Below are 24291 nucleotides of genomic sequence, written 5' to 3' on the forward strand. Positions count from 1 at the left end.
CCCGCAACCTGTTGCGGGGCTTTTTACATTGGAAACCCGGTAATTTTTTCTGTAGGGAAAACGGGCATGAAGCAGCAGGCCGGCATTGGTATTCTTTTGGCGCTCACGACCGCAATGTGCTGGGGTGCGCTGCCAATTGCAATGAAGCAGGTACTGGAAGTGATGGAGCCGCCAACGGTGGTATTTTATCGCTTTCTGATGGCAAGTATCGGCCTTGGGGCCATCCTCGCGATCAAAGGTAAGCTTCCGCCGTTGCGTATCTTCCGTAAACCGCGCTGGCTGGTGTTGCTGGCTATCGCGACGGGTGGCCTGTTCGGTAACTTCATACTGTTCAGTTCTTCCCTGCAGTATCTTAGCCCCACGGCGTCGCAGGTGATTGGTCAGCTTTCACCGGTCGGCATGATGGTCGCCAGCGTCTTTATCCTCAAGGAGAAGATGCGTGGCACGCAAATTATCGGGGCGAGCATGTTGCTCTGTGGTCTGGTGATGTTCTTCAACACCAGTCTGATAGAGATTTTTACCCGACTGACGGATTACACCTGGGGTGTGATCTTCGGAGTGGGAGCAGCAACGGTTTGGGTGAGCTATGGCGTCGCGCAAAAGGTGTTATTGCGTCGTTTGGCCTCACAGCAGATCCTCTTTTTGCTGTACACTTTGTGTACAATAGCATTATTGCCGTTAGCAAAACCGGGTGTGATCACCCAGCTTAGCGACTGGCAACTGGCGTGCCTCATTTTTTGTGGGCTGAACACGCTGGTCGGTTATGGCGCGCTGGCCGAAGCGATGGCGCGCTGGCAGGCAGCACAGGTGAGCGCACTCATTACGCTTACCCCGCTGTTTACGCTGTTATTTTCAGATTTGTTATCAATGGCCTGGCCCGATGTCTTCGTCAGACCGATGCTCAACATGTTGGGCTATCTCGGTGCGTTTGTCGTGGTTGCGGGCGCGATGTATTCCGCCATTGGTCATCGTCTTTGGGGGCGTTGGCGCAAAAATGAAGCGGTCGTAGTAGTCCCCCGCTCAGGCGAATGAGTTACGGAGAGTAAAATGAAGTTTGTTGATGAAGCGACAATCCTGGTCGTGGCAGGTGATGGCGGCAATGGTTGCGTGAGCTTCCGCCGTGAGAAATATATTCCACGTGGCGGTCCTGACGGCGGTGACGGCGGGGACGGCGGTGACGTGTGGCTGGAGGCGGATGAGAACCTCAACACGCTGATCGACTACCGTTTCGAAAAATCCTTCCGCGCTGAGCGTGGTCAGAACGGTCAAAGCCGTGACTGTACGGGCAAACGCGGTAAAGACGTGACCATTAAGGTTCCGGTCGGTACGCGTGTGATTGACCAGGGGACGGGCGAAACCATGGGCGATATGACCAAACACGGTCAGCGTCTGATGGTGGCGAAAGGCGGCTGGCACGGTCTGGGTAACAGCCGTTTCAAATCGTCCGTAAACCGTACCCCGCGTCAGAAAACGATGGGTACGCCGGGCGACAAGCGCGATCTGCAGCTGGAGCTGATGCTTCTGGCCGATGTCGGGATGCTGGGTATGCCAAACGCCGGTAAATCGACGTTTATTCGTGCGGTCTCTGCAGCCAAGCCAAAAGTGGCGGATTATCCTTTTACCACGCTGGTACCAAGCCTGGGCGTTGTCCGTATGGATAACGAGAAGAGCTTTGTGGTTGCTGATATCCCGGGTCTGATTGAAGGTGCTGCAGAAGGTGCCGGTCTGGGTATCCGCTTCCTGAAACACCTTGAGCGCTGCCGCGTACTGCTGCATCTCATCGATATCGATCCAATCGACGGTTCCGATCCGGTAGAAAATGCCCGCATCATTATCGGCGAGCTGGAAAAATACAGCGAAAAACTGGCGAACAAGCCGCGCTGGCTGGTCTTTAACAAGATCGATCTGATGGATAAAGCCGAAGCGGAAGCGAAAGCGAAAGCCATTGCTGAAGCGATGGGCTGGGAAGATAAATACTACCTGATCTCCGCGGCAAGCCAGGTTGGCGTGAAAGATCTGTGCTGGGATGTGATGACCTTTATCATCGAGAACCCGGTTGTTCAGGCTGAAGAAGCGAAACAGCCAGAAAAAGTCGAATTCATGTGGGATGACTACCACCGCCAACAGCTCGAAGAGCTGGAAGTGGAAGAGGAAGAAGACTGGGACGACGACTGGGATGAAGACGACGAAGAAGGTGTCGAGTTCATCTACAAGCACTAATCGCAGTTTAAAGCCCCCGGAAGGGGGCTTTTTTATTGCAGGCTGGACGGCAGCCAGCAGCTGGCGATTAAGCCGCCCTCAGCACCATTCTCCAGCGTCAGCTTGCCGTGGTGGAGCTGCACGATACGTTGCACAATGCTCAGCCCCAGGCCGCTGCCACCGTAGCGCTGGTCAAGACGACGGAACGGTTCAGTAATCAACTGGCGGTGCGCTTCATCTATCCCCGGCCCCTGATCGATAACGCTGACCTGTGTTCCCCCGTCAACGTCGGCCAGAGTCACGCGAATCGTTGTGCCTGACGGACTGTAGCGCCCGGCGTTCTCAAGCAGATTGCGCAGCATCAAACGCAGAAGTACCGCATCACCCTGCACCGTGAGCGGACTTTTGTCCGGCCATATCACCGTGTGCTCTTTGGCTTCATGTCCAAGACCGAGCGGCATGATGATATCGTCTGTCCAGTTGACGGTTTCATAGTGACCGCTCGCCATCGCCTGTCCGGCACGGGACAACATCAGCAGTTGCTCAACCGTGTGCATCAGCTGATCGATACGGGTAATTAACGTCGTGGCCTGTGGAGAGCCAGACTGTGCCATCAGTTCCAGATGCAGTCTGATCCCCGCAAGCGGCGTTCGCAGCTCGTGAGCGGCGTCCGCGGTGAAGAGACGTTCCTGTTGAATGGTGTGATCCAAACGGGCGAGGAGCTGGTTGAGCGAGGTTGTGACGGCACCAATTTCTTCCATGTCGGAATAGACAGGGAGCGGGGTTAAGTTATCCGCCGAGCGGTTCGCCAGGCTGACGCGCAGTTGATTCAGCGGCCGGGTTATCCAGGTGACCGCCCAGAATGAGAAGCACAGCGTAAAACCGACCATCACCAGAGAGGGGACCAGCAGCGAGGCAATCGCTTCACGGATCTCTTTCTCGACATGATTATTGCGCGATTTCGCCGAGAGCGTTTCGTTGACCAGAAAACCAATCTGTTCACGGCTTTCATGCCAGAGCCAGATCACGCTTATCAGCTGGAAAAATAACAGAATGACCGTCAGCAGAACCATTAATCGCCGACGCATGCTGTTCATTTCTGGCTCTCCAGACGATAGCCTACGCCACGGACAGTTTTAATCCGGTCTTTACCCAGTTTGCGACGCAGATTGTGAATATGCACTTCGAGGGTATTTGAGCCCGGATCGTCCTGCCAGGAGTAAATATCCTGCTGCAGGGTTTCGCGGTGTACCGTTTGTCCGCTGCGCATAATCAGGCGCGTCAGCAGCGCGAACTCTTTAGGGGTTACTTCAACCGGTAGGGACTGGCACAGCACCTGCTGGGTTTGCAGATTCAGCGTAATATCGCCGTCGGTCAGTAAGTTATCGCTGTGTCCCTGATAACGACGAATCAACGCCCGTACCCGCGCCTGAAGCTCCGCAAGGGCAAACGGTTTCACCAGGTAATCATCAGCGCCAGAATCGAGGCCGTTGATACGATCTTCAATGGCATCCCGTGCCGTCAGGATCAATACCGGATTGGCGATACCCCGGCGGCGCCACTGGCTTAGCTGCGTAGCGCCGTCTTTATCCGGTAAGCCTAAATCGAGGATCACCAGACTGTATTCGCCGCTCTGGATCAGGGCATCCGCCTCAGCCGCCGTGGCGGCGCAGTCGAGGGCATATCCTTCATTGGCCAGCGCCAGAGCCAGCCCTTCCTGCAATAACAGATCGTCTTCAACTATGAGTAGTTTCATCGCTAGTTATTCTGGTAGATGTCCTTATAAAGCCTGCTTTCGAAGCGAACCAGTGGAATACGACGATTACGCTGGTCGGTCGGTTCGACGGCATAGCCGGAAAGATACTGCACGAATGCCATGCGTTGCCCGCTGGCGGTAGTGATGAAGCCTGCAAGGTTATAAACCCCCTGCAGTGAACCTGTCTTGGCTGAAACTTTTCCGTCCACCCCGGCCGCATGAAGGCCGGCACGGTACTGAAGCGAACCGTCATGCCCGGCAAGTGGCAGCATCGAAATAAAGTTTAGCTCAGTGTCATGTTGTGCAATGTACTGAAGTACTTGCATCATCGTTGCCGGGGAGATCAAATTATGCCGCGATAACCCGGAGCCATCGACGGCAATGGTGTTGCCAAGATCGATCCCCGCCTGTTGGCGCAGGATCTGACGTACGGCGTCGGAACCCGCACGCCAGGTTCCTGGCACGCCGAAACGCGCGTGACCAATCATGCGGAACACCGTGTCAGCAATCATGTTGTCAGACTTTTTCAGCATAATCCGTAGCAAATCGTGCAGCGGCGCAGATTGTTTGCTGGCGATGACCGTACCGGGTTGATTAACCTGCGTCTGGCGCAGCAGGGTACCGGAATAGGTTATTCCCGCCTGCTTCAGTTCATCCTTGAGAATGGCACCCGCATAGCTTGCGCCATCCTGTATCGCAAAGGCCAGCGGCAATGGGTCGGCGCGCTGTGTCAGGCACCCGGTCAGCGTGAAGCGGTTAAGATCGCCTGGCACCACGTCCAGCTCGCAATACTGCGCATCCGGGGAGCCTTTTGCGAGGGTACGAACCTGGCTGAACATCGTCACCGGGTAGTAAGACGCCACGCGAATAAACGCTAAGTCATCCGGTTTTGGCGCGCTGTAAAGTGAAATGGAGAAGCAGTTACGATCCACAATCGCGGCGGCTGGCGGAGCGCTAAAGCACTGCGTCATGTCGTTCCACGGCCATCCTGGCGCTTTATCGTGGCTGGCAAAAATAGAGGTGTCGATTAACACATTGCCATCAATCTTCTGCACGCCAGATTTTTTCAGCGACGCGACCATGTTGCGGATATCCTGGCGTTTAAACGTAGGATCTCCCCCGAAACGAGCGATAAGATCGCCTTTCAGTTCGCCACCCTCGATGTTGCCTTTGGTCTCGAGCGTGGTGGTAAAACGGAAGTCAGGTCCAAGCTGAAGCAGGGCGGCGAGTGCGGTGATCACCTTCTGGGTACTGGCAGGCAGCGCCATCTGTTGACTGTGATAGTCAATCTCTGGCGACTGCGCCCCGACCTTCTGCACCATCAAGGCAAGGTTGGCACCTGCGGGGAGCTGATTAATGTACTCATCAACATTCGCGGCCTGAACGCTGAACGCTATACTGGTAGTCAATCCGATGATAAATCTGGAAAATCGCATAATCTCGCGCTAACAACCCGAAAACAAACCGTCATACTACGGTGCATAGCACTGCAAAGTAAACGATGACCCATAGTGAACTTCGCGGTAAAATGCGTATCAAATTGAAAATTGTTGCTGACCTGGGGCTTCGCTCCCGGGTCGGTTTTCTTTTTGCTTCTGGCCCGCTCATGGGGGCCGGGGCAGGGAACACTGCTCCCAACAGGAATGTTTAAGAGGTATAACAAATGCAAGCTATTCCGATGACCTTACGTGGTGCCGAAAAACTGCGCGAAGAGCTGGATTTTCTGAAATCCGTTCGTCGCCCTGAAATCATCGCCGCTATCGCGGATGCGCGTGAGCATGGCGACCTGAAAGAGAATGCTGAATACCACGCGGCGCGTGAGCAGCAGGGCTTCTGTGAAGGGCGTATTAAAGATATCGAAGCAAAACTGTCCAATGCGCAGGTTATCGATATCACCAAAATGCCTAACAATGGCCGCGTCATTTTTGGTTCAACCGTTACCGTGCTGAACCTGGACAATGACGAAGAGCAGACTTATCGCATCGTGGGTGATGATGAAGCGGACTTTAAACAGAATCTGATTTCGGTGAACTCCCCGATTGCTCGCGGCCTGATTGGCAAAGAGCAGGATGATGTTGTCACTATCCGCACCCCGGGTGGCGAAGTGGAATACGAAATTATTAAGGTTGAATACCTGTAATTCGCATCTCGACTAAGATGTTGATACATTGTAAAGAAAAGAAAAAGGCCGCATAGCGGCCTTTTATCAACTCAAGGAGCGTGGCATTTTGCTCACCTGCTGACAGAAATCCCTCGTTTTACACAGAAAATGTGTTCGATTCAGGATATCCTTAGCGTGGCAGCGAGATTTTACGCTCTTTAGATGGGCGATAGAGCACCAGCGTTTTACCGATGACCTGTACATTACAGGCACCCGTTTCACGCACGATGGCTTCCACGATCAGGTTTTTAGTGTCTCGGTCTTCAGAGGCGATTTTCACCTTGATCAGCTCGTGGTGTTCCAGCGCTTGTTCAATCTCGGCAAGCACCCCTTCGGTCAAACCATTGTTGCCAAGCATGACTACAGGCTTGAGCGGATGTGCCAGACCTTTAAGGTGCTGTTTTTGTTTAGTACTCAGATTCATCGTATATTTTTGCTTACGTTGGGATTGAAAACGGTTCATTCTACCGCCATCTCCCTTATATCGCCAAATAGCTGCGTAGAAATTTACGTCACAGGCAAGTAACGATGAACCAGGACGGAAATGTTAAATGACAGGTAAAAAGCGTTCTGCCAGCTCCAGCCGCTGGCTTCAGGAACACTTTAGCGATAAATATGTTCAACAGGCACAGAAAAAGGGGTTGCGTTCCCGTGCCTGGTTTAAACTTGATGAAATACAGCAAAGTGACAAACTTTTTAAGCCGGGAATGACGGTTGTCGATCTCGGTGCAGCACCTGGCGGATGGTCCCAGTATGCGGTTACGCAGATCGGCGGAACGGGCCGAATCATCGCATGCGACCTTTTACCAATGGATCCCATCGTCGGTGTCGACTTCCTTCAGGGCGACTTTCGTGATGAATTAGTGCTGAAAGCGCTACTTGAGCGTGTAGGTGATAGTAAGGTCCAGGTTGTCATGTCAGATATGGCACCAAATATGTGTGGAACACCGGCGGTGGATATCCCCCGCGCCATGTATTTGGTGGAGCTAGCGTTAGAAATGTGTCGTGATGTACTAGCGCCTGGTGGTAGTTTTGTTGTGAAGGTGTTTCAGGGCGAAGGTTTCGAGGAGTATCTTAAGGAAATTCGCTCCCTGTTTGCGAAGGTTAAAGTTCGTAAGCCGGACTCTTCCCGGGCCCGTTCCCGAGAAGTGTATATTGTAGCGACCGGGCGAAAATGATAACCCGCGTCTTTCAGACGAAAGTTTGAATGACACGGGATATAGAGTATCCTGACGCTGTTTTTAACACAGTTGTAATATGAGGTTAATCCCTTGAGTGACATGGCGAAAAACCTAATACTCTGGCTGGTCATTGCCGTTGTGCTGATGTCAGTATTCCAGAGCTTTGGGCCCAGCGAGTCGAATGGCCGCAAGGTGGATTATTCTACCTTCCTGCAGGAGGTCAATCAGGACCAGGTTCGCGAAGCGCGTATCAACGGACGTGAGATCAACGTTACCAAGAAAGATAGTAACCGTTACACGACTTACATCCCGGTGAACGATCCTAAGCTGCTTGATAACCTTCTGACCAAAAACGTCAAGGTGGTAGGCGAGCCGCCAGAAGAACCAAGCCTGCTGGCTTCTATCTTCATCTCCTGGTTCCCGATGCTGCTTCTTATTGGCGTCTGGATCTTCTTTATGCGCCAGATGCAGGGCGGCGGTGGCAAAGGTGCCATGTCGTTCGGTAAGAGCAAGGCGCGTATGCTAACGGAAGATCAGATCAAGACCACGTTTGCCGACGTTGCAGGTTGCGACGAAGCAAAAGAAGAAGTGGGCGAACTGGTTGAATACCTGCGCGAACCGAGCCGTTTCCAGAAACTGGGCGGTAAGATCCCGAAAGGCGTTCTGATGGTAGGGCCCCCGGGTACCGGTAAAACCCTGCTGGCGAAAGCCATCGCGGGTGAAGCGAAGGTGCCGTTCTTTACTATTTCAGGTTCTGACTTCGTTGAAATGTTCGTGGGTGTTGGTGCATCTCGTGTGCGTGACATGTTCGAGCAGGCCAAAAAGGCAGCACCGTGCATTATCTTCATCGATGAAATCGACGCCGTAGGCCGCCAGCGTGGCGCAGGCCTGGGCGGTGGTCACGATGAACGTGAACAGACGCTGAACCAGATGCTGGTTGAGATGGATGGCTTCGAAGGTAACGAAGGTATTATCGTTATCGCGGCGACTAACCGTCCGGACGTTCTTGACCCTGCGCTGCTGCGTCCAGGCCGTTTCGACCGTCAGGTTGTGGTTGGTCTGCCGGATGTACGCGGTCGTGAACAGATTCTGAAAGTTCACATGCGTCGCGTACCGCTGGCACCGGATGTCGACGCGGCAATCATCGCGCGTGGTACGCCGGGCTTCTCCGGTGCTGACCTGGCAAACCTGGTCAACGAAGCTGCACTGTTCGCTGCTCGCGGTAACAAACGCGTTGTGTCGATGGTGGAGTTCGAGAAAGCGAAAGACAAAATCATGATGGGTGCGGAACGTCGCTCCATGGTGATGACGGAAGCGCAAAAAGAGTCCACGGCTTACCACGAAGCTGGTCACGCGATTATCGGTCGCCTGGTGCCGGAACACGATCCGGTGCATAAAGTGACGATTATTCCGCGCGGTCGTGCGCTGGGTGTGACGTTCTTCCTGCCGGAAGGCGATGCCATCAGCGCCAGTCGTCAGAAGCTGGAAAGTCAGATTTCAACCCTTTACGGCGGTCGTCTGGCTGAAGAGATTATTTACGGCGCGGAGCATGTTTCGACCGGTGCGTCCAACGACATTAAAGTCGCGACCAACCTGGCGCGTAACATGGTGACCCAATGGGGCTTCTCCGAGAAGCTGGGTCCCCTGCTGTATGCGGAAGAAGAAGGCGAAGTGTTCCTGGGCCGCTCCGTGGCGAAAGCGAAACACATGTCCGATGAAACCGCACGTATCATTGACCAGGAAGTGAAGCTGCTGATCGAGCGTAACTACAATCGCGCCCGTCAGATCCTGAACGATAACCTGGACATTCTGCATTCGATGAAAGATGCGCTCATGAAATATGAGACCATCGATGCTCCGCAGATTGACGACTTGATGGCTCGCCGCGAAGTGCGTCCGCCAGCGGGTTGGGAAGACCCAGGCGCTTCCAACAATTCTGACAACAATGGCACACCGCGTGCGCCGCGTCCGGTCGATGAACCGCGTACGCCGAACCCGGGCAACACCATGTCAGAACAGTTGGGCGACAAGTAAGTCACTGCTGTTGAAATCTATGTTTGCACCTCAAACCCTGGAGCTTGCTCCGGGGTTTTTCTTTTCTGTAAAACCATATTGATACCAGGGATTTGACCATGAAACTATTCGCCCAGGACTCGCATCTCGATCTCTCACATCCGCATGTGATGGGTATCCTGAATGTCACGCCTGACTCCTTCTCTGACGGCGGCACGCATAACACGCTTATCGAGGCTGTGAAACACGCAAATTTGATGATTAACGCGGGCGCCACCATCATTGACGTAGGCGGGGAATCGACGCGCCCTGGGGCGGCAGACGTTTCGGTGGAAGAAGAACTGGCGCGCGTGGTGCCTGTGGTTGAAGCTATCGCACAGCGGTTCGAAGTGTGGATCTCCGTCGATACGTCTAAACCTGAAGTGATCCGTGAAGTCGCGAGAGTGGGTGCTCACATCATCAATGATATTCGCTCGCTGACGGAGCCTGGCGCACTGGAGGCGGCCGCGGATACCGGGCTACCGGTTTGCCTGATGCACATGCAAGGACAGCCGAAAACCATGCAGGAAGCGCCAAAGTATGACGATGTTTATGCCGACGTAAATCGCTTCTTTATTGAGCATATTGCACGTTGTGAACGTGCGGGTATCGCAAAAGAGAAATTGCTGCTCGACCCGGGGTTCGGTTTCGGTAAAAATCTCTCTCACAATTATGAGCTGCTTGCGCGCTTATCGGAATTCCATCATTTCGACCTGCCATTGCTGGTTGGTATGTCGAGAAAGTCGATGATTGGTCAGTTACTGAATGTAGGGCCGAGCGAACGTCTGAGCGGAAGCCTGGCCTGCGCTGTAATTGCGGCGATGCAGGGCGCGCACATTATTCGTGTCCATGACGTTAAAGAAACAGTAGAAGCCATGCGTGTAGTGGAAGCTACACTGGCAGCGAAGGAAAACAAACGCTATGAGTAATCGTAAATATTTTGGTACCGATGGTATTCGTGGGCGCGTGGGTGATGCGCCAATCACCCCTGATTTTGTACTGAAACTGGGCTGGGCGGCGGGTAAAGTGCTTGCACGTCATGGCTCCCGTAAAATCATCATTGGTAAAGATACCCGTATCTCCGGGTATATGCTGGAGTCAGCGCTGGAGGCCGGTCTGGCTGCCGCGGGGCTTTCCGCTTCCTTCACTGGCCCAATGCCAACGCCTGCTGTGGCATATCTGACGCGTACTTTCCGTGCTGAAGCAGGGATTGTGATTTCGGCCTCGCATAACCCGTTTTATGACAACGGCATTAAATTCTTCTCCATCGACGGCACTAAGCTGCCGGATGAAGTGGAAGAGGCAATCGAAGCGGAGATGGAAAAAGAGATCACCTGTGTCGACTCCGCCGAGCTGGGTAAAGCGAACCGCATTGTCGATGCCGCGGGTCGTTACATCGAATTCTGTAAAGGTACTTTCCCGAACGAACTGAGCCTGGCCCATCTTAAAATTGTGGTGGACTGCGCCAACGGTGCGACCTATCACATTGCGCCGAATGTTTTCCGCGAACTGGGTGCGAACGTGATTACCATCGGCTGTGAGCCTGATGGCCTGAACATTAACGAACAGGTGGGGGCGACTGACGTTCGTGCTCTGCAGGCGCGCGTTCTGGCGGAAAAAGCCGATCTGGGCATCGCACTGGATGGCGACGGCGATCGCGTGATCATGGTCGATCACGAAGGTAATAAGGTCGACGGCGACCAGATCCTCTATATCATTGCGCGTGAAGGTCTGCGTCAGGGCCAGCTGCGCGGCGGTGCAGTAGGCACGCTGATGAGCAACATGGGTCTGGAGCTGGCGCTGAAACAGCTGGGTATTCCGTTTGTCCGTGCAAAAGTGGGCGACCGCTATGTGCTGGAAAAACTGCAGGAAAAAGGCTGGCGCATCGGGGCTGAAAACTCAGGCCACGTGATCCTGCTGGATAAAACCACCACCGGAGACGGTATCGTCGCTGCGCTGCAGGTTGTTGCCGCCATGGCGCGCAACCATATGAGCCTGCACGATCTCTGCAGCGGCATGAAAATGTTCCCGCAGATCCTGGTGAATGTGCGTTTCACCGCCGGTAAAGGCGATCCGCTGGAAAATGAAAATGTGAAAGCGGTGATGGCTGACGTTGAAGCAGCCCTGGGCAACCGTGGGCGTGTTCTGCTGCGTAAATCTGGAACCGAACCGCTGATCCGCGTAATGGTGGAAGGCGAAGACGAGGCGCAGGTGAATGAATTTGCACACCGTATTGCGGATGCCGTAAAAGCTGCATAGTTTTTCACGTTAAGTGATTAAAAAGGCGGCGCTTGCCGCCTTTGTTTTGAGCAATTGATGGCTTTTTGCTGTTTTTTTCCGCAGTTGATACAATGCGTCAAAATTGCCCTTGCGAAGCACATTCGCTTTGGTTAGTATTCACACCCGCTTCAGTGGGAAACAAAAATCCTGCTAATTGGTCGAAGCATTGGTATGCGGCAAATCCGCAAGGAACAGGTTGATTATGTACGAAGCTCTTTTAGTTATTTTCCTTATTGTAGCCATCGCTCTCGTAGCGCTGATCATGCTGCAGCAAGGTAAAGGCGCTGATATGGGAGCCTCCTTCGGAGCAGGCGCTTCCGGTACGCTGTTTGGTTCAAGTGGTTCTGCGAACTTCATGACCCGCACAACGGCGATTCTGGCTACGCTGTTCTTCATCATCAGTCTGGCGCTTGGCAATATCAACAGCAACAAGACCAGCAAAGGAAGCGAGTGGGAAAATCTGAGCGCGCCAGCGAAAACTGAGCAGACTCAGCCAGCTGCACCGGCTAAGCCGACCAGCGATATCCCGCACTAAGTATTCAGTACCGAGGTGGTGGAATTGGTAGACACGCTACCTTGAGGTGGTAGTGCCCTAACGGGCTTGTGGGTTCGAGTCCCATCCTCGGTACCAATATTCCAGAAGAAAGACGTCGAAAGACGTCTTTTTTTTCGTCTGTAGATTTCGTCTGTAGAAGGAGCGTTTTCGTCGGCGGGTACGTTCGTGCCAGCGGGACCGGTTCTGCAGCGATCGTAAAAAAGGCGCCCACTGGGCGCCTTTTGCATTTCTGCGTAAGCCTTACTTCTTAACGCTGTGCTCCAGGTTTTCAACCTGCGGCAGGCCATTACCGGCGCTTGCGGAGAGCAGGCCATTCTCAACGTAGTTGAACAGCTTCTCACGGGTATCGGTGATGTCCAGGTTACGCATGGTCAGCTGGCCAATACGATCGTCCGGAGAGAACACGGATTCACCTTTCTCCATGGTCAGACGCTCTGCTTTATAAGTCAGGTTGTCGGACACGGTGTTCAGAATCGAGTAGTCATTCCCGCGACGCAGCTCCAGCGTCACTTCGCCGGTGATCGCGCTTGCCACCCAACGTTGCAGTGCATCACGCAGCATCAGGGCCTGTGGGTCGAACCAACGGCCCTGGTACAGCAGTTTACCGAGCTGACGACCATGAGAGTGATACTGCTCGATGGTGTCTTCGTTGTGAATACCGGTCAGGAGACGTTCATAAGCGATGTGCAGCAGCGCCATCCCAGGGGCTTCATAGATGCCACGGCTTTTTGCTTCAATAATACGGTTTTCAATTTGGTCGCTCATGCCCAGACCGTGACGGCCACCGATACGGTTAGCTTCCAGCATCAGTTCCACATCGTCAGAGAAGGTCTTGCCGTTCAGGGCAACCGGATGGCCGCGCTCGAAACGCACGGTAACTTCTTCCGCCTGGATTTTGACGTTTTCGTCCCAGAACTTCACGCCCATGATCGGGTTAACGATCTTCACGCTGGAGTTCAGGAATTCCAGGTCCTTCGCTTCGTGCGTCGCACCCAGCATATTGGAATCGGTAGAGTAGGCTTTCTCAACGGACATCTTATAGTCAAAGCCACAGGCGATCATAAACTCGGACATTTCATGACGGCCGCCCAGCTCGTCGATAAAGTCGGTATCGAGCCACGGTTTATAAATCTGCAGCTCGGCGTTGGTCAGCAGGCCATAACGATAGAAACGTTCGATATCGTTTCCTTTATACGTACTGCCATCACCCCAAATGTTTACGCCATCTTCTTTCATGGCGGCAACCAGCATGGTACCGGTCACTGCACGGCCCAGCGGGGTGGTATTGAAATAGGTCAGGCCGCCGGTAGTATTATGGAAAGCACCACACTGAATAGCAGCAATACCTTCAGCGACCAGTTGCTTACGGCAGTCAATCAGGCGCGCGTTCTCTGCGCCATACTCTTTAGCGCGACGAGGGATTGCATCATAATCGTCCTCATCCGGCTGACCCAGGTTCGCAGTATATGCATACGGAACCGCTCCCTTTTGGCGCATCCACAGCAGTGCAGCGCTGGTATCCAGGCCGCCTGAAAAAGCGATGCCAATACGTTGTCCTACCGGAAGATGCTTGAGAATCGTCGTCATAAAATAAAACCCTGCTTGATTGACTGATTAAGAGACCGCTTTCGCTCTCGATGCATGTTTATGCAAAATAAGTGAGTATTCATTTAATCATCTTTTGTCGATGACCGGAAGAGACTCGTGCGTTTTTTGTAAAATTTTCCCTTTGTTTGACCTGGCGGAAACTGGCTTGACAGGTGGGGTTCACTATCAATATACTAAACGCCGATTTTACGTCCCGTCTTCGGTACCAAATCCCAGCATTATTTGCAAATTCTCTCCAAAACGCGTAGAATTTGCCACGTTTCAGGCGCGGGGTGGAGCAGCCTGGTAGCTCGTCGGGCTCATAACCCGAAGGTCGTCGGTTCAAATCCGGCCCCCGCAACCACTTTCCCATAAAGTTCTTTTTCAAATATACTGTGAAGACTTAGAGCCTTCGTAGCTGGATTTGAAAAAATTCTTTCGGAGAGTGCTCCAGGCCGCAGTTGCGGCTATAGGGTTCAGTTATCTAAAGCCCCGATTTATCGGGGTTTTTTGTTATCTGACTACAGAATAACTGGGCTTTACGCCCTTTTTTTATGTCTTGGGGGTGGGCTTGTCCACATTAGAGCAAAAATTAACAGAGATGATTACTGCACCGGTCGAAGCACTGGGCTACGAACTGGTCGGCATCGAATTCGTTCGCGGCCGCACATCGACGCTGCGCATCTATATTGATAGTGAAGATGGCATCAATGTTGATGATTGTGCTGATGTTAGCCACCAGGTGAGTGCGGTTCTTGATGTTGAAGACCCGATTACCGTTGCGTACAACCTGGAAGTTTCCTCACCCGGCCTCGATCGCCCGATGTTCACGGCCGAGCACTATGTGCGCTTTACCGGTGAAGAAGTGGCTCTCGTTCTGCGTATGGCCGTACAGAACCGCCGTAAATGGCAGGGAATTATCAAAGCCGTTGATGGTGAAATGATCACGGTTACAGTCGAAGGCAAAGATGAAGTGTTCGCGCTGAGTAATATCCAGAAGGCGAACCTGGTTCCCCACTTTTAACAGTCTGGATTGAGGTGAAAAGCCCGCGATGAACAAAGAAATTTTGGCTGTTGTTGAAGCCGTCTCCAACGAGAAATCACTGCCGCGTGAGAAGATTTTCGAAGCGCTGGAAAGTGCACTGGCTACAGCAACCAAGAAAAAATACGAACAAGAGATCGATGTTCGCGTAGAAATCGATCGTAAAAGCGGTGACTTCGATACATTCCGTCGTTGGGTAATCGTTGAAGAGGTGACCCAGCCGACGAAAGAGATCACCCTGGAAGCGGCGCGTTTTGAAGACGAAAGCCTGAACGTGGGTGACTATGTTGAAGATCAGATTGAATCTGTCACCTTCGACCGTATCACCACGCAAACCGCAAAACAGGTTATCGTCCAGAAAGTCCGTGAAGCTGAGCGCGCGCTGGTTGTCGATCAGTTCCGCGATCAGGAAGGTGAGATCATTACCGGCGTGGTGAAGAAAGTAAACCGCGACAACATCTCTCTGGAAATCAAATCTGAAGGGCTGCCAGGTAACGCTGAAGCCGTTATCCTGCGTGAAGACATGCTGCCGCGTGAAAACTTCCGCCCGGGTGACCGTATTCGTGGCGTTCTGTATGCCGTACGCCCTGAAGCGCGTGGTGCACAGCTGTTTGTGACCCGTTCCAAGCCAGAGATGCTGATTGAACTGTTCCGTATCGAAGTACCGGAAATCGGCGAAGAAGTTATCGAAATTAAAGCGGCTGCCCGCGATCCGGGTTCACGCGCGAAAATCGCGGTGAAAACCAACGACAAGCGTATCGACCCGGTCGGTGCTTGCGTAGGTATGCGCGGTGCGCGTGTTCAGGCGGTTTCTACCGAACTGGGCGGCGAGCGTATCGATATCGTCCTGTGGGACGACAACCCGGCGCAATTCGTGATTAACGCAATGGCTCCGGCGGATGTGGCGTCTATCGTTGTTGACGAAGACAAACACACCATGGATATCGCTGTTGAAGCGGGCAACCTGGCGCAGGCAATCGGCCGTAACGGTCAGAACGTACGCCTGGCGTCACAGCTGAGCGGCTGGGAACTCAACGTAATGACCGTTGATGACCTGCAGGCTAAGCATCAGGCTGAAGCCCATGCGGCGATCGATACCTTCACGAAATACCTGGATATTGACGAAGATTTCGCCACTGTTCTGGTTGAAGAAGGTTTCTCTACCCTTGAAGAACTGGCCTATGTGCCAATGAAAGAGCTGCTGGAAATCGACGGTCTTGATGAAGCCACCGTTGAAGCCCTGCGTGAACGCGCTAAAAACGCACTGACCACCCTGGCACTGGCTCAGGAAGAAAGCCTTGGCGATAAGAAGCCGGCTGATGACCTGCTGAATCTGGAAGGTCTTGATCGTGCGATTGCGTTCAAGCTGGCTGCCCGTGGTGTTTGTACGCTGGAAGATCTCGCTGAGCAAGGCGTTGATGACCTGGCCGATATCGAAGGTTTAACCGACGAGAAAGCCGGCGAACTCATCATGGCCGCACGTAATATTTGCTGGTTCGGCGACGAAGCGTAATAAACTGTAGCAGGAAGGAACAGCATGACTGATGTAACTGTAAAATCGCTGGCTGCCGAGATTCAGACCTCCGTGGACCGCCTGGTACAGCAATTTGCTGATGCAGGGATCCCGAAGTCCGCTGATGACTCGGTGAACGCGCAAGAAAAACAAACCTTGTTAGCGCACCTGAACCGTGAACACGGTTCGACGCCTGACAAGCTGACGCTGCAGCGCAAAACGCGTAGCACGTTGAATATCCCTGGTACCGGTGGTAAAAGCAAATCGGTACAAATTGAAGTCCGCAAGACACGCACCTTTGTAAAACGTGATCCGCAAGAGGCAGAACGCCTTGCTGCGGAAGAGCAGGCACAGCGTGAAGCGGAAGAACAAGCTCAGCGTGAGGCAGAAGCGACTGCCAAACGTGAAGCAGAATTAAAAGCTGAACGTGAGGCCGCAGAAAAAGCGAAACGCGACGCAAGTGATAAAGTGAAGCGTGAAGCTGCGGAAAAAGACAAAGTGAGCAATCAACAGACCGACGAAATGACAAAAACCGCCCAGGCTGAAAAAGCCCGCCGTGAAAATGAAGCTGCCGAGCTGAAGCGTAAAGCGGAAGAAGAAGCCCGCCGCAAGCTTGAAGAAGAAGCTCGCCGTGTAGCTGAAGAAGCGCGCCGTATGGCTGAAGAAAACGAGAAGAACGGTGTGAACCCTGCTGAAGCGTCTGAAGACACCAGCGATTATCACGTCACCACTTCTCAGCATGCGCGCCAGGCAGAAGACGATAATGACCGTGAAGTTGAAGGTGGTCGTGGCCGTACTCGCAGCACCAAAGCTGCTCGCCCAGCCAAAAAAGGCAACAAGCACGCTGAATCTAAAGCTGACCGTGAAGAAGCACGTGCAGCGATCCGCGGTGGTAAAGGCGGCAAGCGTAAAGGTTCCGCACTGCAGCAGGGCTTCCAGAAGCCAGCTCAGGCTGTTAACCGTGACGTAGTGATTGGTGAAACCATCACCGTTGGCGATCTGGCCAACAAAATGGCGGTTAAAGGTTCTCAGGTCATCAAAGCGATGATGAAACTGGGCGCAATGGCCACCATCAACCAGGTTATCGACCAGGAAACTGCGCAACTGGTAGCCGAAGAGATGGGCCATAAAGTTATCCTGCGTCGTGAAAACGAGCTGGAAGAAGCAGTAATGAGCGACCGTGACACCGGCGCAGCGGCAGAACCGCGCGCGCCTGTAGTGACCATCATGGGTCACGTTGACCACGGTAAAACCTCTCTGCTCGACTACATTCGTTCGACGAAAGTGGCCTCCGGTGAAGCGGGTGGTATTACCCAGCACATCGGTGCGTACCACGTAGAAACCGACAACGGCATGATCACCTTCCTGGATACCCCGGGCCACGCAGCGTTTACCTCTATGCGTGCTCGTGGTGCTCAGGCAACGGATATCGTTGTACTGGTTGTTGCTGCAGACGACGGCGTGATGCCACAGACCATTGAAGCTATCCAGCACGCGAAAGCGGCGCAGGTGCCTCTGGTGGTTGCAGTGAACAAGATCGATAAGCCAGAAGCTGACATGGATCGCGTTAAAAACGAACTCTCCCAGTACGGTGTTATGCCGGAAGAGTGGGGCGGTGAAGCGCAGTTCATCCCAGTATCTGCGAAAGCCGGTACCGGTATCGACGACCTGCTGAACGCTATCCTGCTGCAGGCTGAAGTTCTGGAGCTGAAAGCGGTTCGTAAAGGTATGGCGAGCGGCGCGGTTATCGAATCCTTCCTGGATAAAGGTCGTGGTCCGGTTGCAACCGTTCTGGTTCGTGAAGGTACGCTGCATAAAGGCGATATCGTCCTGTGTGGTTTCGAATACGGTCGTGTTCGTGCGATGCGTAACGAACTGGGTCAGGAAGTTCTGGAAGCAGGTCCGTCCATTCCAGTGGAAATCCTGGGCCTGTCCGGTGTGCCGGCTGCGGGTGATGAAGTGACCGTCGTACGTGACGAGAAGAAAGCGCGTGAAGTTGCACTGTATCGTCAGGGCAAATTCCGTGAAGTTAAACTGGCTCGTCAGCAGAAATCTAAACTCGAGAACATGTTTGCGAACATGACCGAAGGCGAAGTTCACGAAGTGAACATCGTTCTGAAAGCCGACGTTCAGGGTTCTGTGGAAGCGATCTCCGACTCCTTGCTGAAACTGTCTACTGACGAAGTTAAAGTGAAGATCATCGGTTCTGGCGTAGGGGGTATCACCGAAACCGACGCCACCCTGGCTGCTGCATCCAATGCAATCCTGGTCGGCTTCAACGTACGTGCTGACGCGTCTGCACGTAAAGTGATTGATGCTGAAAGCCTGGATCTGCGTTACTACTCCGTCATCTATAACCTGATCGACGAAGTGAAAGCAGCGATGAGCGGCATGCTGTCTCCAGAGCTGAAACAGCAGATCATCGGTCTGGCTGAAGTGCGTGACGTGTTCAAATCACCGAAATTTGGTGCGATCGCGGGCTGTATGGTTACCGAAGGTATCATCAAACGTCACAACCCAATCCGCGTACTGCGTGACAACGTGGTTATCTACGAAGGCGAGCTGGAATCCCTGCGCCGCTTCAAAGATGACGTTAACGAAGTCCGTAACGGCATGGAATGTGGTATCGGCGTGAAGAACTACAACGACGTTCGCGTTGGCGACATGATCGAAGTGTTCGAGATCATCGAAATTCAGCGTACGATTGCTTAATCATCGATGCAGGCCGGGTAAGCAAAGCGCCACCCGGTAATAATTTTAAAAGGGGCTTTTTGCCCCTTTTTTGTCTGGAGAATTTATTATGGCGAAAGAATTTGGTCGCCCGCAGCGCGTAGCGCAAGAAATGCAGAAAGAGATCGCCCTCATCCTGCAACGTGAAATTAAAGATCCACGCGTGGGTGTGATGACCACCGTGTCCGGCGTGGAAATGTCCCGCGACCTGGCGTATGCCAAAGTGTTCGTGACTTTCCTGAACGATCAGGACGAAGCCGCGGTAAAAAACGGCATTAAAGCGCTGCAGGAAGCCTCTGGCTACATCCGCTCTCTGCTCGGCAAAGCGATGCGTCTGCGTATCGTGCCTGAGCTGACTTTCTTCTACGACAACTCTCTGGTCGAAGGTATGCGCATGTCTAACCTGGTGACCAGCGTGGTGAAACATGACGACGAACGTCGTGTTAACCCAACGGACGACAGCAAGGAGGACTAATGAGTCGTCCTCGTCGTCGCGGTCGCGACGTGCATGGTGTGCTGCTGCTGGATAAACCCCAGGGCGCTTCCAGCAACGACGTGCTGCAAAAAGTTAAGCGTATTTTTAACGCCAACCGTGCGGGCCATACCGGCGCGCTCGATCCGCTGGCGACCGGCATGCTGCCGATCTGCCTGGGGGAAGCGACAAAGTTTTCCCAGTACCTGCTGGACTCCGATAAGCGCTATCGGGTCATCGCCCGACTAGGCCAGCGCACGGATACCTCCGATGCCGATGGTCAGGTGGTAGAGGAGCGTCCGGTGACCTTCAGCGCGGAGCAACTTGATGCCGCGCTGGAAAGTTTCCGTGGCGACACGCTGCAGGTACCGTCAATGTATTCGGCGCTGAAGTACCAGGGTAAGAAACTGTACGAATATGCACGCCAGGGCATTGACGTTCCTCGCGAACCCCGTCCGATTACCGTGTACGAACTGCTCTTTATTCGTCACGAAGGCGATGAGCTGGAGCTGGAAGTACACTGTTCGAAAGGCACCTATATTCGTACCATCATTGACGACCTGGGTGAAAAACTGGGTTGCGGTGCGCACGTGATTTACCTGCGTCGCCTGGCTGTCAGCACGTACCCGGTTGAGCGAATGGTCACCCTTGAACATCTGCGCGAGTTGGTTGAGCAGGCGGAAGCGCAGGAGATTGCGCCTGCCGATTTGCTCGATCCGCTGCTGATGCCAATGGACAGCCCGGCGGCCGATTTCCCGGTTGTTAATCTTCCTTTAACATCCTCCGTTTACTTTAAGAACGGAAACCCGGTTCGTACTACCAGTGCTCCTTCTGAAGGTCTGGTGCGCGTGACCGAGGGGGATGAAGGTAAGTTTATCGGCATGGGGGAAATGGATGGCGAAGGGCGCGTCGCGCCGCGTCGCCTGGTCGTTGAGTATCCGGTTGAAGCCTGATAGCGATAACGGCTCGCCTTGCGATAAGCAGGGGAGACGAGTAGAATATCGCGGCTTAACGTTCGGCAAATTGTTTAACATATTGCGGGACGTATACTGGGATTGCTGAATTAGAGATCGGCATCCTTACATTCTTTATATTCTGGAGTTTGAAAATGTCTCTAAGCGTTGAAGCTAAAGCTAAAATCGTTTCTGAGTTTGGTCGTGGTACTAACGACAGCGGTTCTACCGAAGTTCAGGTTGCACTGCTGACTGCACAGATTAACCACCTGCAGGGTCACTTTGCAGAGCACAAAAAAGATCACCACAGCCGTCGTGGTCTGCTGCGTATGGTTTCTCAGCGTCGTAAACTGCTCGACTACCTGAAACGTAAAGATGTTGCACGTTACTCCGCGCTGATCGAGCGTCTGGGTCTGCGTCGCTAAGTCTTGCGAGTTTCAGAAAAGGGGGCCTGATGGCCCCTTTTTTCAACCAGACGGCAGCAATTCACTGGAAACTATTGTATTGTTGCTATAAATGATCTTCATTGCAGAGGTTCGCGCGGCTAATGAGAGGCTTCACCCATGGGGGTGTTGGTTGTCATTAGTCGCGAGGATGCGAAGAAGGTCGGGTTAAATCGTCAGCACACCGGTGGTGTGCTGTCATACATTTAAGAAAGGACAGAACTTTGCTGAATCCGATCGTTCGTAAATTCCAGTATGGTCAACACACCGTCACGCTGGAAACCGGCATGATGGCACGTCAGGCTACTGCTGCCGTTATGGTAAGCATGGATGACACTGCGGTATTCGTAACCGTAGTTGGCCAGAAAAAAGCAAAACCAGGTCAGGACTTCTTCCCGCTGACCGTTAACTACCAGGAGCGTACCTACGCTGCCGGTAAAATTCCGGGTGGCTTCTTCCGTCGTGAAGGCCGTCCAAGCGAAGGCGAAACCCTGATTGCGCGTCTGATTGACCGCCCGGTTCGTCCGCTGTTCCCAGAAGGCTTCGTGAACGAAGTGCAGGTTATCGCGACCGTTGTTTCCGTTAACCCACAGGTTAACCCGGATATCGTTGCGATGATCGGTGCTTCCGCGGCCCTGTCACTGTCTGGTATTCCATTCAATGGCCCAATCGGTGCTGCACGCGTTGGTTACATCAACGACCAGTACGTGCTGAACCCAACGCAGGAAGAGCTGAAAGAAAGTAAGCTGGACCTGGTTGTTGCTGGTACTGAAGCGGCTGTGCTGATGGTTGAATCCGAAGCGGAACTGCTGAGCGAAGACCAGATGCTGGGCGCGGTGGTCTTTGGCCACGATCAGCAGCAGATCGTTATTCAGAACATCAACGATCTGGTTAAAGAAGCGGGCAAACCACGTTGGGACTGGCAGCCTGAAGCCGTCAACGACGCGCTGAATGCACGCGTTGCTGCGCTGGCTGAATCTCGTCTGAGCGATGCTTATCGCATCACCGACAAACAGGAGCGTTATGCTCAGGTTGACGTGATCAAAGACGAAACTATCGCAACGCTGATTGCTGAAGACGAAACGCTGGATGCTAACGAGCTGAGCGAAATTCTGCACACTATCGAGAAAAACGTGGTTCGTAGCCGCGTCCTGGCGGGTGAGCCGCGTATCGATGGCCGCGAAAAAGACATGATCCGTGGTCTGGACGTGCGTACTGGCGTTCTGCCACGTACTCACGGTTCTGCACTGTTCACCCGTGGCGAAACGCAGGCGCTGGTTACCGCGACCCTGGGGACAGCACGTGACGCGCAGAACATCGACGAACTGATGGGCGAGCGTACTGACAGCTTCCTGTTCCACTACAACTTCCCTCCATACTCCGTAGGTGAAACCGGTATGGTGGGTTCGCCTAAGCGTCGTGAAATTGGTCACGGTCGTCTGGCGAAGCGTGGTGTGCTGGCAGTGATGCCGGATGCTGACAAATTCCCGTACACCGTTCGTGTGGTTTCTGAAATCACCGAATCTAACGGTTCTTCTTCCATGGCTTCCGTGTGTGGTGCATCTCTGGCGCTGATGGATGCAGGCGTGCCAATCAAAGCCGCCGTTGCGGGTATCGCAATGGGCCTGGTGAAAGAAGGCGAGAACTTTGTTGTTCTGTCTGACATTCTGGGCGACGAAGACCACCTGGGCGATATGGACTTCAAAGTTGCGGGTTCCCGCGACGGTATCTCTGCGCTGCAGATGGATATCAAAATTGAAGGTATCACCAAAGAGATCATGCAGGTTGCGCTGAACCAGGCTAAAGGTGCTCGTCTGCACATCCTGGGTGTGATGGAACAGGCGATCAACGCGCCACGTGGCGACATTTCTCAGTTCGCTCCGCGTATCCACACCATCAAGATCAATCCAGACAAGATCAAAGATGTTATCGGTAAGGGCGGTTCCGTTATCCGTGCTCTGACCGAAGAGACTGGCACCACTATCGAAATCGAAGATGACGGTACGGTGAAAATTGCAGCGACCGACGGCGAGAAAGCGAAATTCGCTATTCGTCGCATCGAAGAAATTACTGCAGAAATCGAAGTGGGCCGTATCTACAATGGTAAAGTGACCCGTATCGTTGACTTTGGCGCGTTTGTTGCCATCGGTGGCGGTAAAGAAGGTCTGGTTCACATCTCTCAAATCGCTGACAAGCGCGTTGAGAAAGTGACCGATTACCTGCAGATGGGTCAGGAAGTCCCGGTTAAAGTTCTGGAAGTTGACCGCCAGGGCCGTATCCGTCTGAGCATTAAAGAAGCAACCGAGCAGTCTCAGCCGGCTGCTGCGCCAGAAGCATCGGCAGCAGAACAGCAAGGCGAGTAAGTTGCATTTGCCCTCCGCTTCGGCGGAGGGCCTATTATCAGGCAGGACGCCTTGTTAAGCCGCCGGGGGACAGGACGTTCATCCAATAGTTGTCTTCGGGAGTGGGAAATGAAGCCTTTTTTGCGCTGGTGTTTCGTTGCGACAGCTTTAACGCTGGCAGGATGCAGCAACTCTGCCTGGCGTAAGAGCGAAGTCCTCGCAGTGCCATTGCAACCGACTTTGCAGCAGGAAGTGATTCTGGCACGCATGGAACAAATTCTTGCCAGTCGGGCTTTAACCGATGACGAACGCGCACAGCTTTTATATGAGCGCGGAGTGTTGTATGATAGTCTCGGTCTGAGGGCATTAGCGCGGAATGATTTCTCACAAGCGCTGGCAATCCGACCTGATATGCCTGAAGTATTCAATTACTTAGGCATTTATTTAACGCAGGCAGGCAATTTTGATGCTGCCTATGAAGCGTTTGATTCTGTACTTGAGCTTGATCCAACTTACAACTACGCGCACTTGAATCGCGGTATCGCCCTGTATTACGGCGGTCGTGATAAGTTAGCGCAAGATGATCTGCTGGCGTTTTATCAAGACGATCCTAATGATCCTTTCCGCAGTCTGTGGTTATACATCGTTGAGCAGAAGCTCGATGAGAAGCAGGCAAAAGAAGCACTGAAACAGCGCTTCGATAAATCGGACAAGGAACAGTGGGGATGGAACATTGTCGAGTTCTACCTGGGCAACATTAGCGAAGCAACGCTGATGGAACGCCTCAAGGCGGACGCAACGGATAACACCTCGCTCGCTGAGCATCTCAGTGAAACCAACTTCTATTTAGGTAAGTACTACCTAAGTCTGGGGGATAAGGACAGCGCTACGGCACTGTTCAAATTAGCGGTTGCTAACAACGTACACAACTTCGTTGAGCACCGTTATGCATTGTTGGAATTATCGCTCTTGGGCCAGGAGCAAGACGACCTGGCAGAATCGGACCAGCAATAGCTGACGACAT

General features: G+C 53.2%; 21 protein-coding genes and 2 tRNA genes. 18 read left to right on the forward strand and 5 right to left on the reverse strand.

Annotated elements, in window-relative coordinates; genetic code table 11:
• Positions 1-66 precede the first annotated feature (66 nt).
• A complete protein-coding gene (locus AC2FAP_RS20690) occupies positions 67-1032 on the forward strand; it encodes a DMT family transporter (protein ID WP_014171799.1) in 966 nt (321 codons plus the stop codon).
• Positions 1033-1047: 15 nt separating this feature from the next.
• Entirely contained in the window at positions 1048-2220 is a 1173-nt protein-coding gene (gene cgtA, locus AC2FAP_RS20695; protein WP_014171797.1) for an Obg family GTPase CgtA, read from the forward strand.
• A 32-nt stretch (positions 2221-2252) separates the two neighbouring features.
• Here cgtA and pmrB read toward each other — a convergent pair whose 3' ends face one another.
• Genes pmrB through dacB form a run of 3 tightly spaced genes read right to left on the reverse strand, consistent with a single transcriptional unit; the run spans position 2253 to position 5391 of the window.
• Entirely contained in the window at positions 2253-3296 is a 1044-nt protein-coding gene (gene pmrB / locus AC2FAP_RS20700) for a two-component system sensor histidine kinase PmrB (RefSeq protein ID WP_449541791.1), read from the reverse strand.
• Positions 3293-3955 carry a two-component system response regulator PmrA gene (gene pmrA / locus AC2FAP_RS20705; RefSeq protein ID WP_014171795.1) on the reverse strand — a complete coding sequence of 221 codons (663 nt, stop codon included), beginning with the start codon at positions 3953-3955 and terminating at the stop codon, positions 3293-3295. Before pmrA ends, pmrB begins: the two co-directional genes overlap by 4 nt.
• Positions 3956-3957: 2 nt before the next feature.
• On the reverse strand, positions 3958-5391 hold the full coding sequence (gene dacB / locus AC2FAP_RS20710; protein WP_025202924.1) for a serine-type D-Ala-D-Ala carboxypeptidase: 1434 nt from the start codon (positions 5389-5391) through the stop codon (positions 3958-3960).
• A 227-nt stretch (positions 5392-5618) separates the two neighbouring features.
• On the opposite strand from dacB, the gene greA reads away from it, so the two are divergent.
• A complete protein-coding gene (gene greA, locus AC2FAP_RS20715) occupies positions 5619-6095 on the forward strand; it encodes a transcription elongation factor GreA (RefSeq protein WP_014171793.1) in 477 nt (158 codons plus the stop codon).
• 151 nt (positions 6096-6246) lie between these two features.
• On the opposite strand, the gene yhbY is transcribed toward greA, so the two are convergent.
• The gene (gene yhbY / locus AC2FAP_RS20720; RefSeq protein WP_003861814.1) at positions 6247-6540 is read right to left on the reverse strand and encodes a ribosome assembly RNA-binding protein YhbY; all 294 of its coding nucleotides are present in this window, start codon (positions 6538-6540) and stop codon (positions 6247-6249) included.
• A gap of 127 nt (positions 6541-6667) precedes the next feature.
• Here yhbY and rlmE point away from each other — a divergent pair, with 127 nt between their 5' ends.
• From rlmE to AC2FAP_RS20750, 6 genes are all read left to right on the forward strand, one after another.
• On the forward strand, positions 6668-7294 hold the full coding sequence (gene rlmE / locus AC2FAP_RS20725; protein ID WP_014171792.1) for a 23S rRNA (uridine(2552)-2'-O)-methyltransferase RlmE: 627 nt from the start codon (positions 6668-6670) through the stop codon (positions 7292-7294).
• Between the two features lie 102 nt (positions 7295-7396).
• The gene (ftsH, locus tag AC2FAP_RS20730) at positions 7397-9331 is read left to right on the forward strand and encodes an ATP-dependent zinc metalloprotease FtsH (RefSeq protein WP_025202925.1); all 1935 of its coding nucleotides are present in this window, start codon (positions 7397-7399) and stop codon (positions 9329-9331) included.
• 98 nt (positions 9332-9429) lie between these two features.
• A complete protein-coding gene (folP, locus tag AC2FAP_RS20735) occupies positions 9430-10278 on the forward strand; it encodes a dihydropteroate synthase (protein WP_063925620.1) in 849 nt (282 codons plus the stop codon).
• Positions 10271-11608 (forward strand): phosphoglucosamine mutase, encoded by a 1338-nt coding sequence (gene glmM, locus AC2FAP_RS20740; protein ID WP_014171789.1) that lies wholly within the window; start codon positions 10271-10273, stop codon positions 11606-11608. The genes folP and glmM overlap by 8 nt, the downstream gene beginning before the upstream one ends.
• A 223-nt stretch (positions 11609-11831) precedes the next feature.
• On the forward strand, positions 11832-12164 hold the full coding sequence (gene secG, locus AC2FAP_RS20745; RefSeq protein ID WP_020883537.1) for a preprotein translocase subunit SecG: 333 nt from the start codon (positions 11832-11834) through the stop codon (positions 12162-12164).
• Positions 12165-12173: 9 nt separating this feature from the next.
• Positions 12174-12260, forward strand: a tRNA-Leu gene (locus tag AC2FAP_RS20750).
• 165 nt (positions 12261-12425) lie between these two features.
• Here the strand turns inward: AC2FAP_RS20750 and argG are convergent.
• Complete coding sequence (gene argG, locus AC2FAP_RS20755) at positions 12426-13772, reverse strand: argininosuccinate synthase (protein WP_020883538.1); 1347 nt, start codon at positions 13770-13772, stop codon at positions 12426-12428.
• A gap of 287 nt (positions 13773-14059) precedes the next feature.
• Between argG and AC2FAP_RS20760 the strand changes: the two genes are divergently transcribed.
• The 9 genes from AC2FAP_RS20760 (at position 14060) to nlpI (ending at position 24281) form a co-directional block, all read left to right on the forward strand.
• Positions 14060-14136: transfer RNA gene (locus tag AC2FAP_RS20760), tRNA-Met, on the forward strand.
• Positions 14137-14343: 207 nt separating this feature from the next.
• Positions 14344-14796 carry a ribosome maturation factor RimP gene (gene rimP, locus AC2FAP_RS20765; RefSeq protein WP_014833432.1) on the forward strand — a complete coding sequence of 151 codons (453 nt, stop codon included), beginning with the start codon at positions 14344-14346 and terminating at the stop codon, positions 14794-14796.
• A 28-nt stretch (positions 14797-14824) separates the two neighbouring features.
• Positions 14825-16327, forward strand: coding sequence for a transcription termination factor NusA (gene nusA / locus AC2FAP_RS20770; RefSeq protein ID WP_014171785.1), 1503 nt, complete (start codon positions 14825-14827; stop codon positions 16325-16327).
• A gap of 24 nt (positions 16328-16351) precedes the next feature.
• On the forward strand, positions 16352-19039 hold the full coding sequence (infB, locus tag AC2FAP_RS20775) for a translation initiation factor IF-2 (RefSeq protein WP_014171784.1): 2688 nt from the start codon (positions 16352-16354) through the stop codon (positions 19037-19039).
• Between the two features lie 88 nt (positions 19040-19127).
• Positions 19128-19532, forward strand: a complete 405-nt coding sequence (gene rbfA / locus AC2FAP_RS20780) for a 30S ribosome-binding factor RbfA (RefSeq protein WP_014171783.1) — start codon at positions 19128-19130, stop codon at positions 19530-19532.
• On the forward strand, positions 19532-20482 hold the full coding sequence (gene truB, locus AC2FAP_RS20785; protein WP_014171782.1) for a tRNA pseudouridine(55) synthase TruB: 951 nt from the start codon (positions 19532-19534) through the stop codon (positions 20480-20482). The genes rbfA and truB overlap by 1 nt, the downstream gene beginning before the upstream one ends.
• A gap of 155 nt (positions 20483-20637) precedes the next feature.
• A complete protein-coding gene (gene rpsO / locus AC2FAP_RS20790) occupies positions 20638-20907 on the forward strand; it encodes a 30S ribosomal protein S15 (RefSeq protein ID WP_013098914.1) in 270 nt (89 codons plus the stop codon).
• Positions 20908-21149: 242 nt separating this feature from the next.
• Positions 21150-23288, forward strand: coding sequence for a polyribonucleotide nucleotidyltransferase (gene pnp, locus AC2FAP_RS20795; protein ID WP_449541790.1), 2139 nt, complete (start codon positions 21150-21152; stop codon positions 23286-23288).
• Positions 23289-23396: 108 nt separating this feature from the next.
• Positions 23397-24281 carry a lipoprotein NlpI gene (gene nlpI / locus AC2FAP_RS20800; RefSeq protein ID WP_013098912.1) on the forward strand — a complete coding sequence of 295 codons (885 nt, stop codon included), beginning with the start codon at positions 23397-23399 and terminating at the stop codon, positions 24279-24281.
• Positions 24282-24291: the final 10 nt, after the last annotated feature.

This window comes from Enterobacter cloacae complex sp. 394I7 (assembly GCF_057320345.1).

What these genes read in the sequence shown, in the direction of transcription:
- AC2FAP_RS20690 (WP_014171799.1), top strand. Translation starts at nt 67, where the DNA reads ATGAAGCAGCAGGCCGGCATTGGTATTCTTTTGGCGCTCACGACCGCA.
- cgtA (WP_014171797.1), top strand. Translation starts at nt 1,048, where the DNA reads ATGAAGTTTGTTGATGAAGCGACAATCCTGGTCGTGGCAGGTGATGGC.
- pmrB (WP_449541791.1), bottom strand. Translation starts at nt 3,296, where the DNA reads ATGAACAGCATGCGTCGGCGATTAATGGTTCTGCTGACGGTCATTCTG.
- pmrA (WP_014171795.1), bottom strand. Translation starts at nt 3,955, where the DNA reads ATGAAACTACTCATAGTTGAAGACGATCTGTTATTGCAGGAAGGGCTG.
- dacB (WP_025202924.1), bottom strand. Translation starts at nt 5,391, where the DNA reads ATGCGATTTTCCAGATTTATCATCGGATTGACTACCAGTATAGCGTTC.
- greA (WP_014171793.1), top strand. Translation starts at nt 5,619, where the DNA reads ATGCAAGCTATTCCGATGACCTTACGTGGTGCCGAAAAACTGCGCGAA.
- yhbY (WP_003861814.1), bottom strand. Translation starts at nt 6,540, where the DNA reads ATGAATCTGAGTACTAAACAAAAACAGCACCTTAAAGGTCTGGCACAT.
- rlmE (WP_014171792.1), top strand. Translation starts at nt 6,668, where the DNA reads ATGACAGGTAAAAAGCGTTCTGCCAGCTCCAGCCGCTGGCTTCAGGAA.
- ftsH (WP_025202925.1), top strand. Translation starts at nt 7,397, where the DNA reads ATGGCGAAAAACCTAATACTCTGGCTGGTCATTGCCGTTGTGCTGATG.
- folP (WP_063925620.1), top strand. Translation starts at nt 9,430, where the DNA reads ATGAAACTATTCGCCCAGGACTCGCATCTCGATCTCTCACATCCGCAT.
- glmM (WP_014171789.1), top strand. Translation starts at nt 10,271, where the DNA reads ATGAGTAATCGTAAATATTTTGGTACCGATGGTATTCGTGGGCGCGTG.
- secG (WP_020883537.1), top strand. Translation starts at nt 11,832, where the DNA reads ATGTACGAAGCTCTTTTAGTTATTTTCCTTATTGTAGCCATCGCTCTC.
- argG (WP_020883538.1), bottom strand. Translation starts at nt 13,772, where the DNA reads ATGACGACGATTCTCAAGCATCTTCCGGTAGGACAACGTATTGGCATC.
- nusA (WP_014171785.1), top strand. Translation starts at nt 14,825, where the DNA reads ATGAACAAAGAAATTTTGGCTGTTGTTGAAGCCGTCTCCAACGAGAAA.
- infB (WP_014171784.1), top strand. Translation starts at nt 16,352, where the DNA reads ATGACTGATGTAACTGTAAAATCGCTGGCTGCCGAGATTCAGACCTCC.
- rbfA (WP_014171783.1), top strand. Translation starts at nt 19,128, where the DNA reads ATGGCGAAAGAATTTGGTCGCCCGCAGCGCGTAGCGCAAGAAATGCAG.
- truB (WP_014171782.1), top strand. Translation starts at nt 19,532, where the DNA reads ATGAGTCGTCCTCGTCGTCGCGGTCGCGACGTGCATGGTGTGCTGCTG.
- rpsO (WP_013098914.1), top strand. Translation starts at nt 20,638, where the DNA reads ATGTCTCTAAGCGTTGAAGCTAAAGCTAAAATCGTTTCTGAGTTTGGT.
- nlpI (WP_013098912.1), top strand. Translation starts at nt 23,397, where the DNA reads ATGAAGCCTTTTTTGCGCTGGTGTTTCGTTGCGACAGCTTTAACGCTG.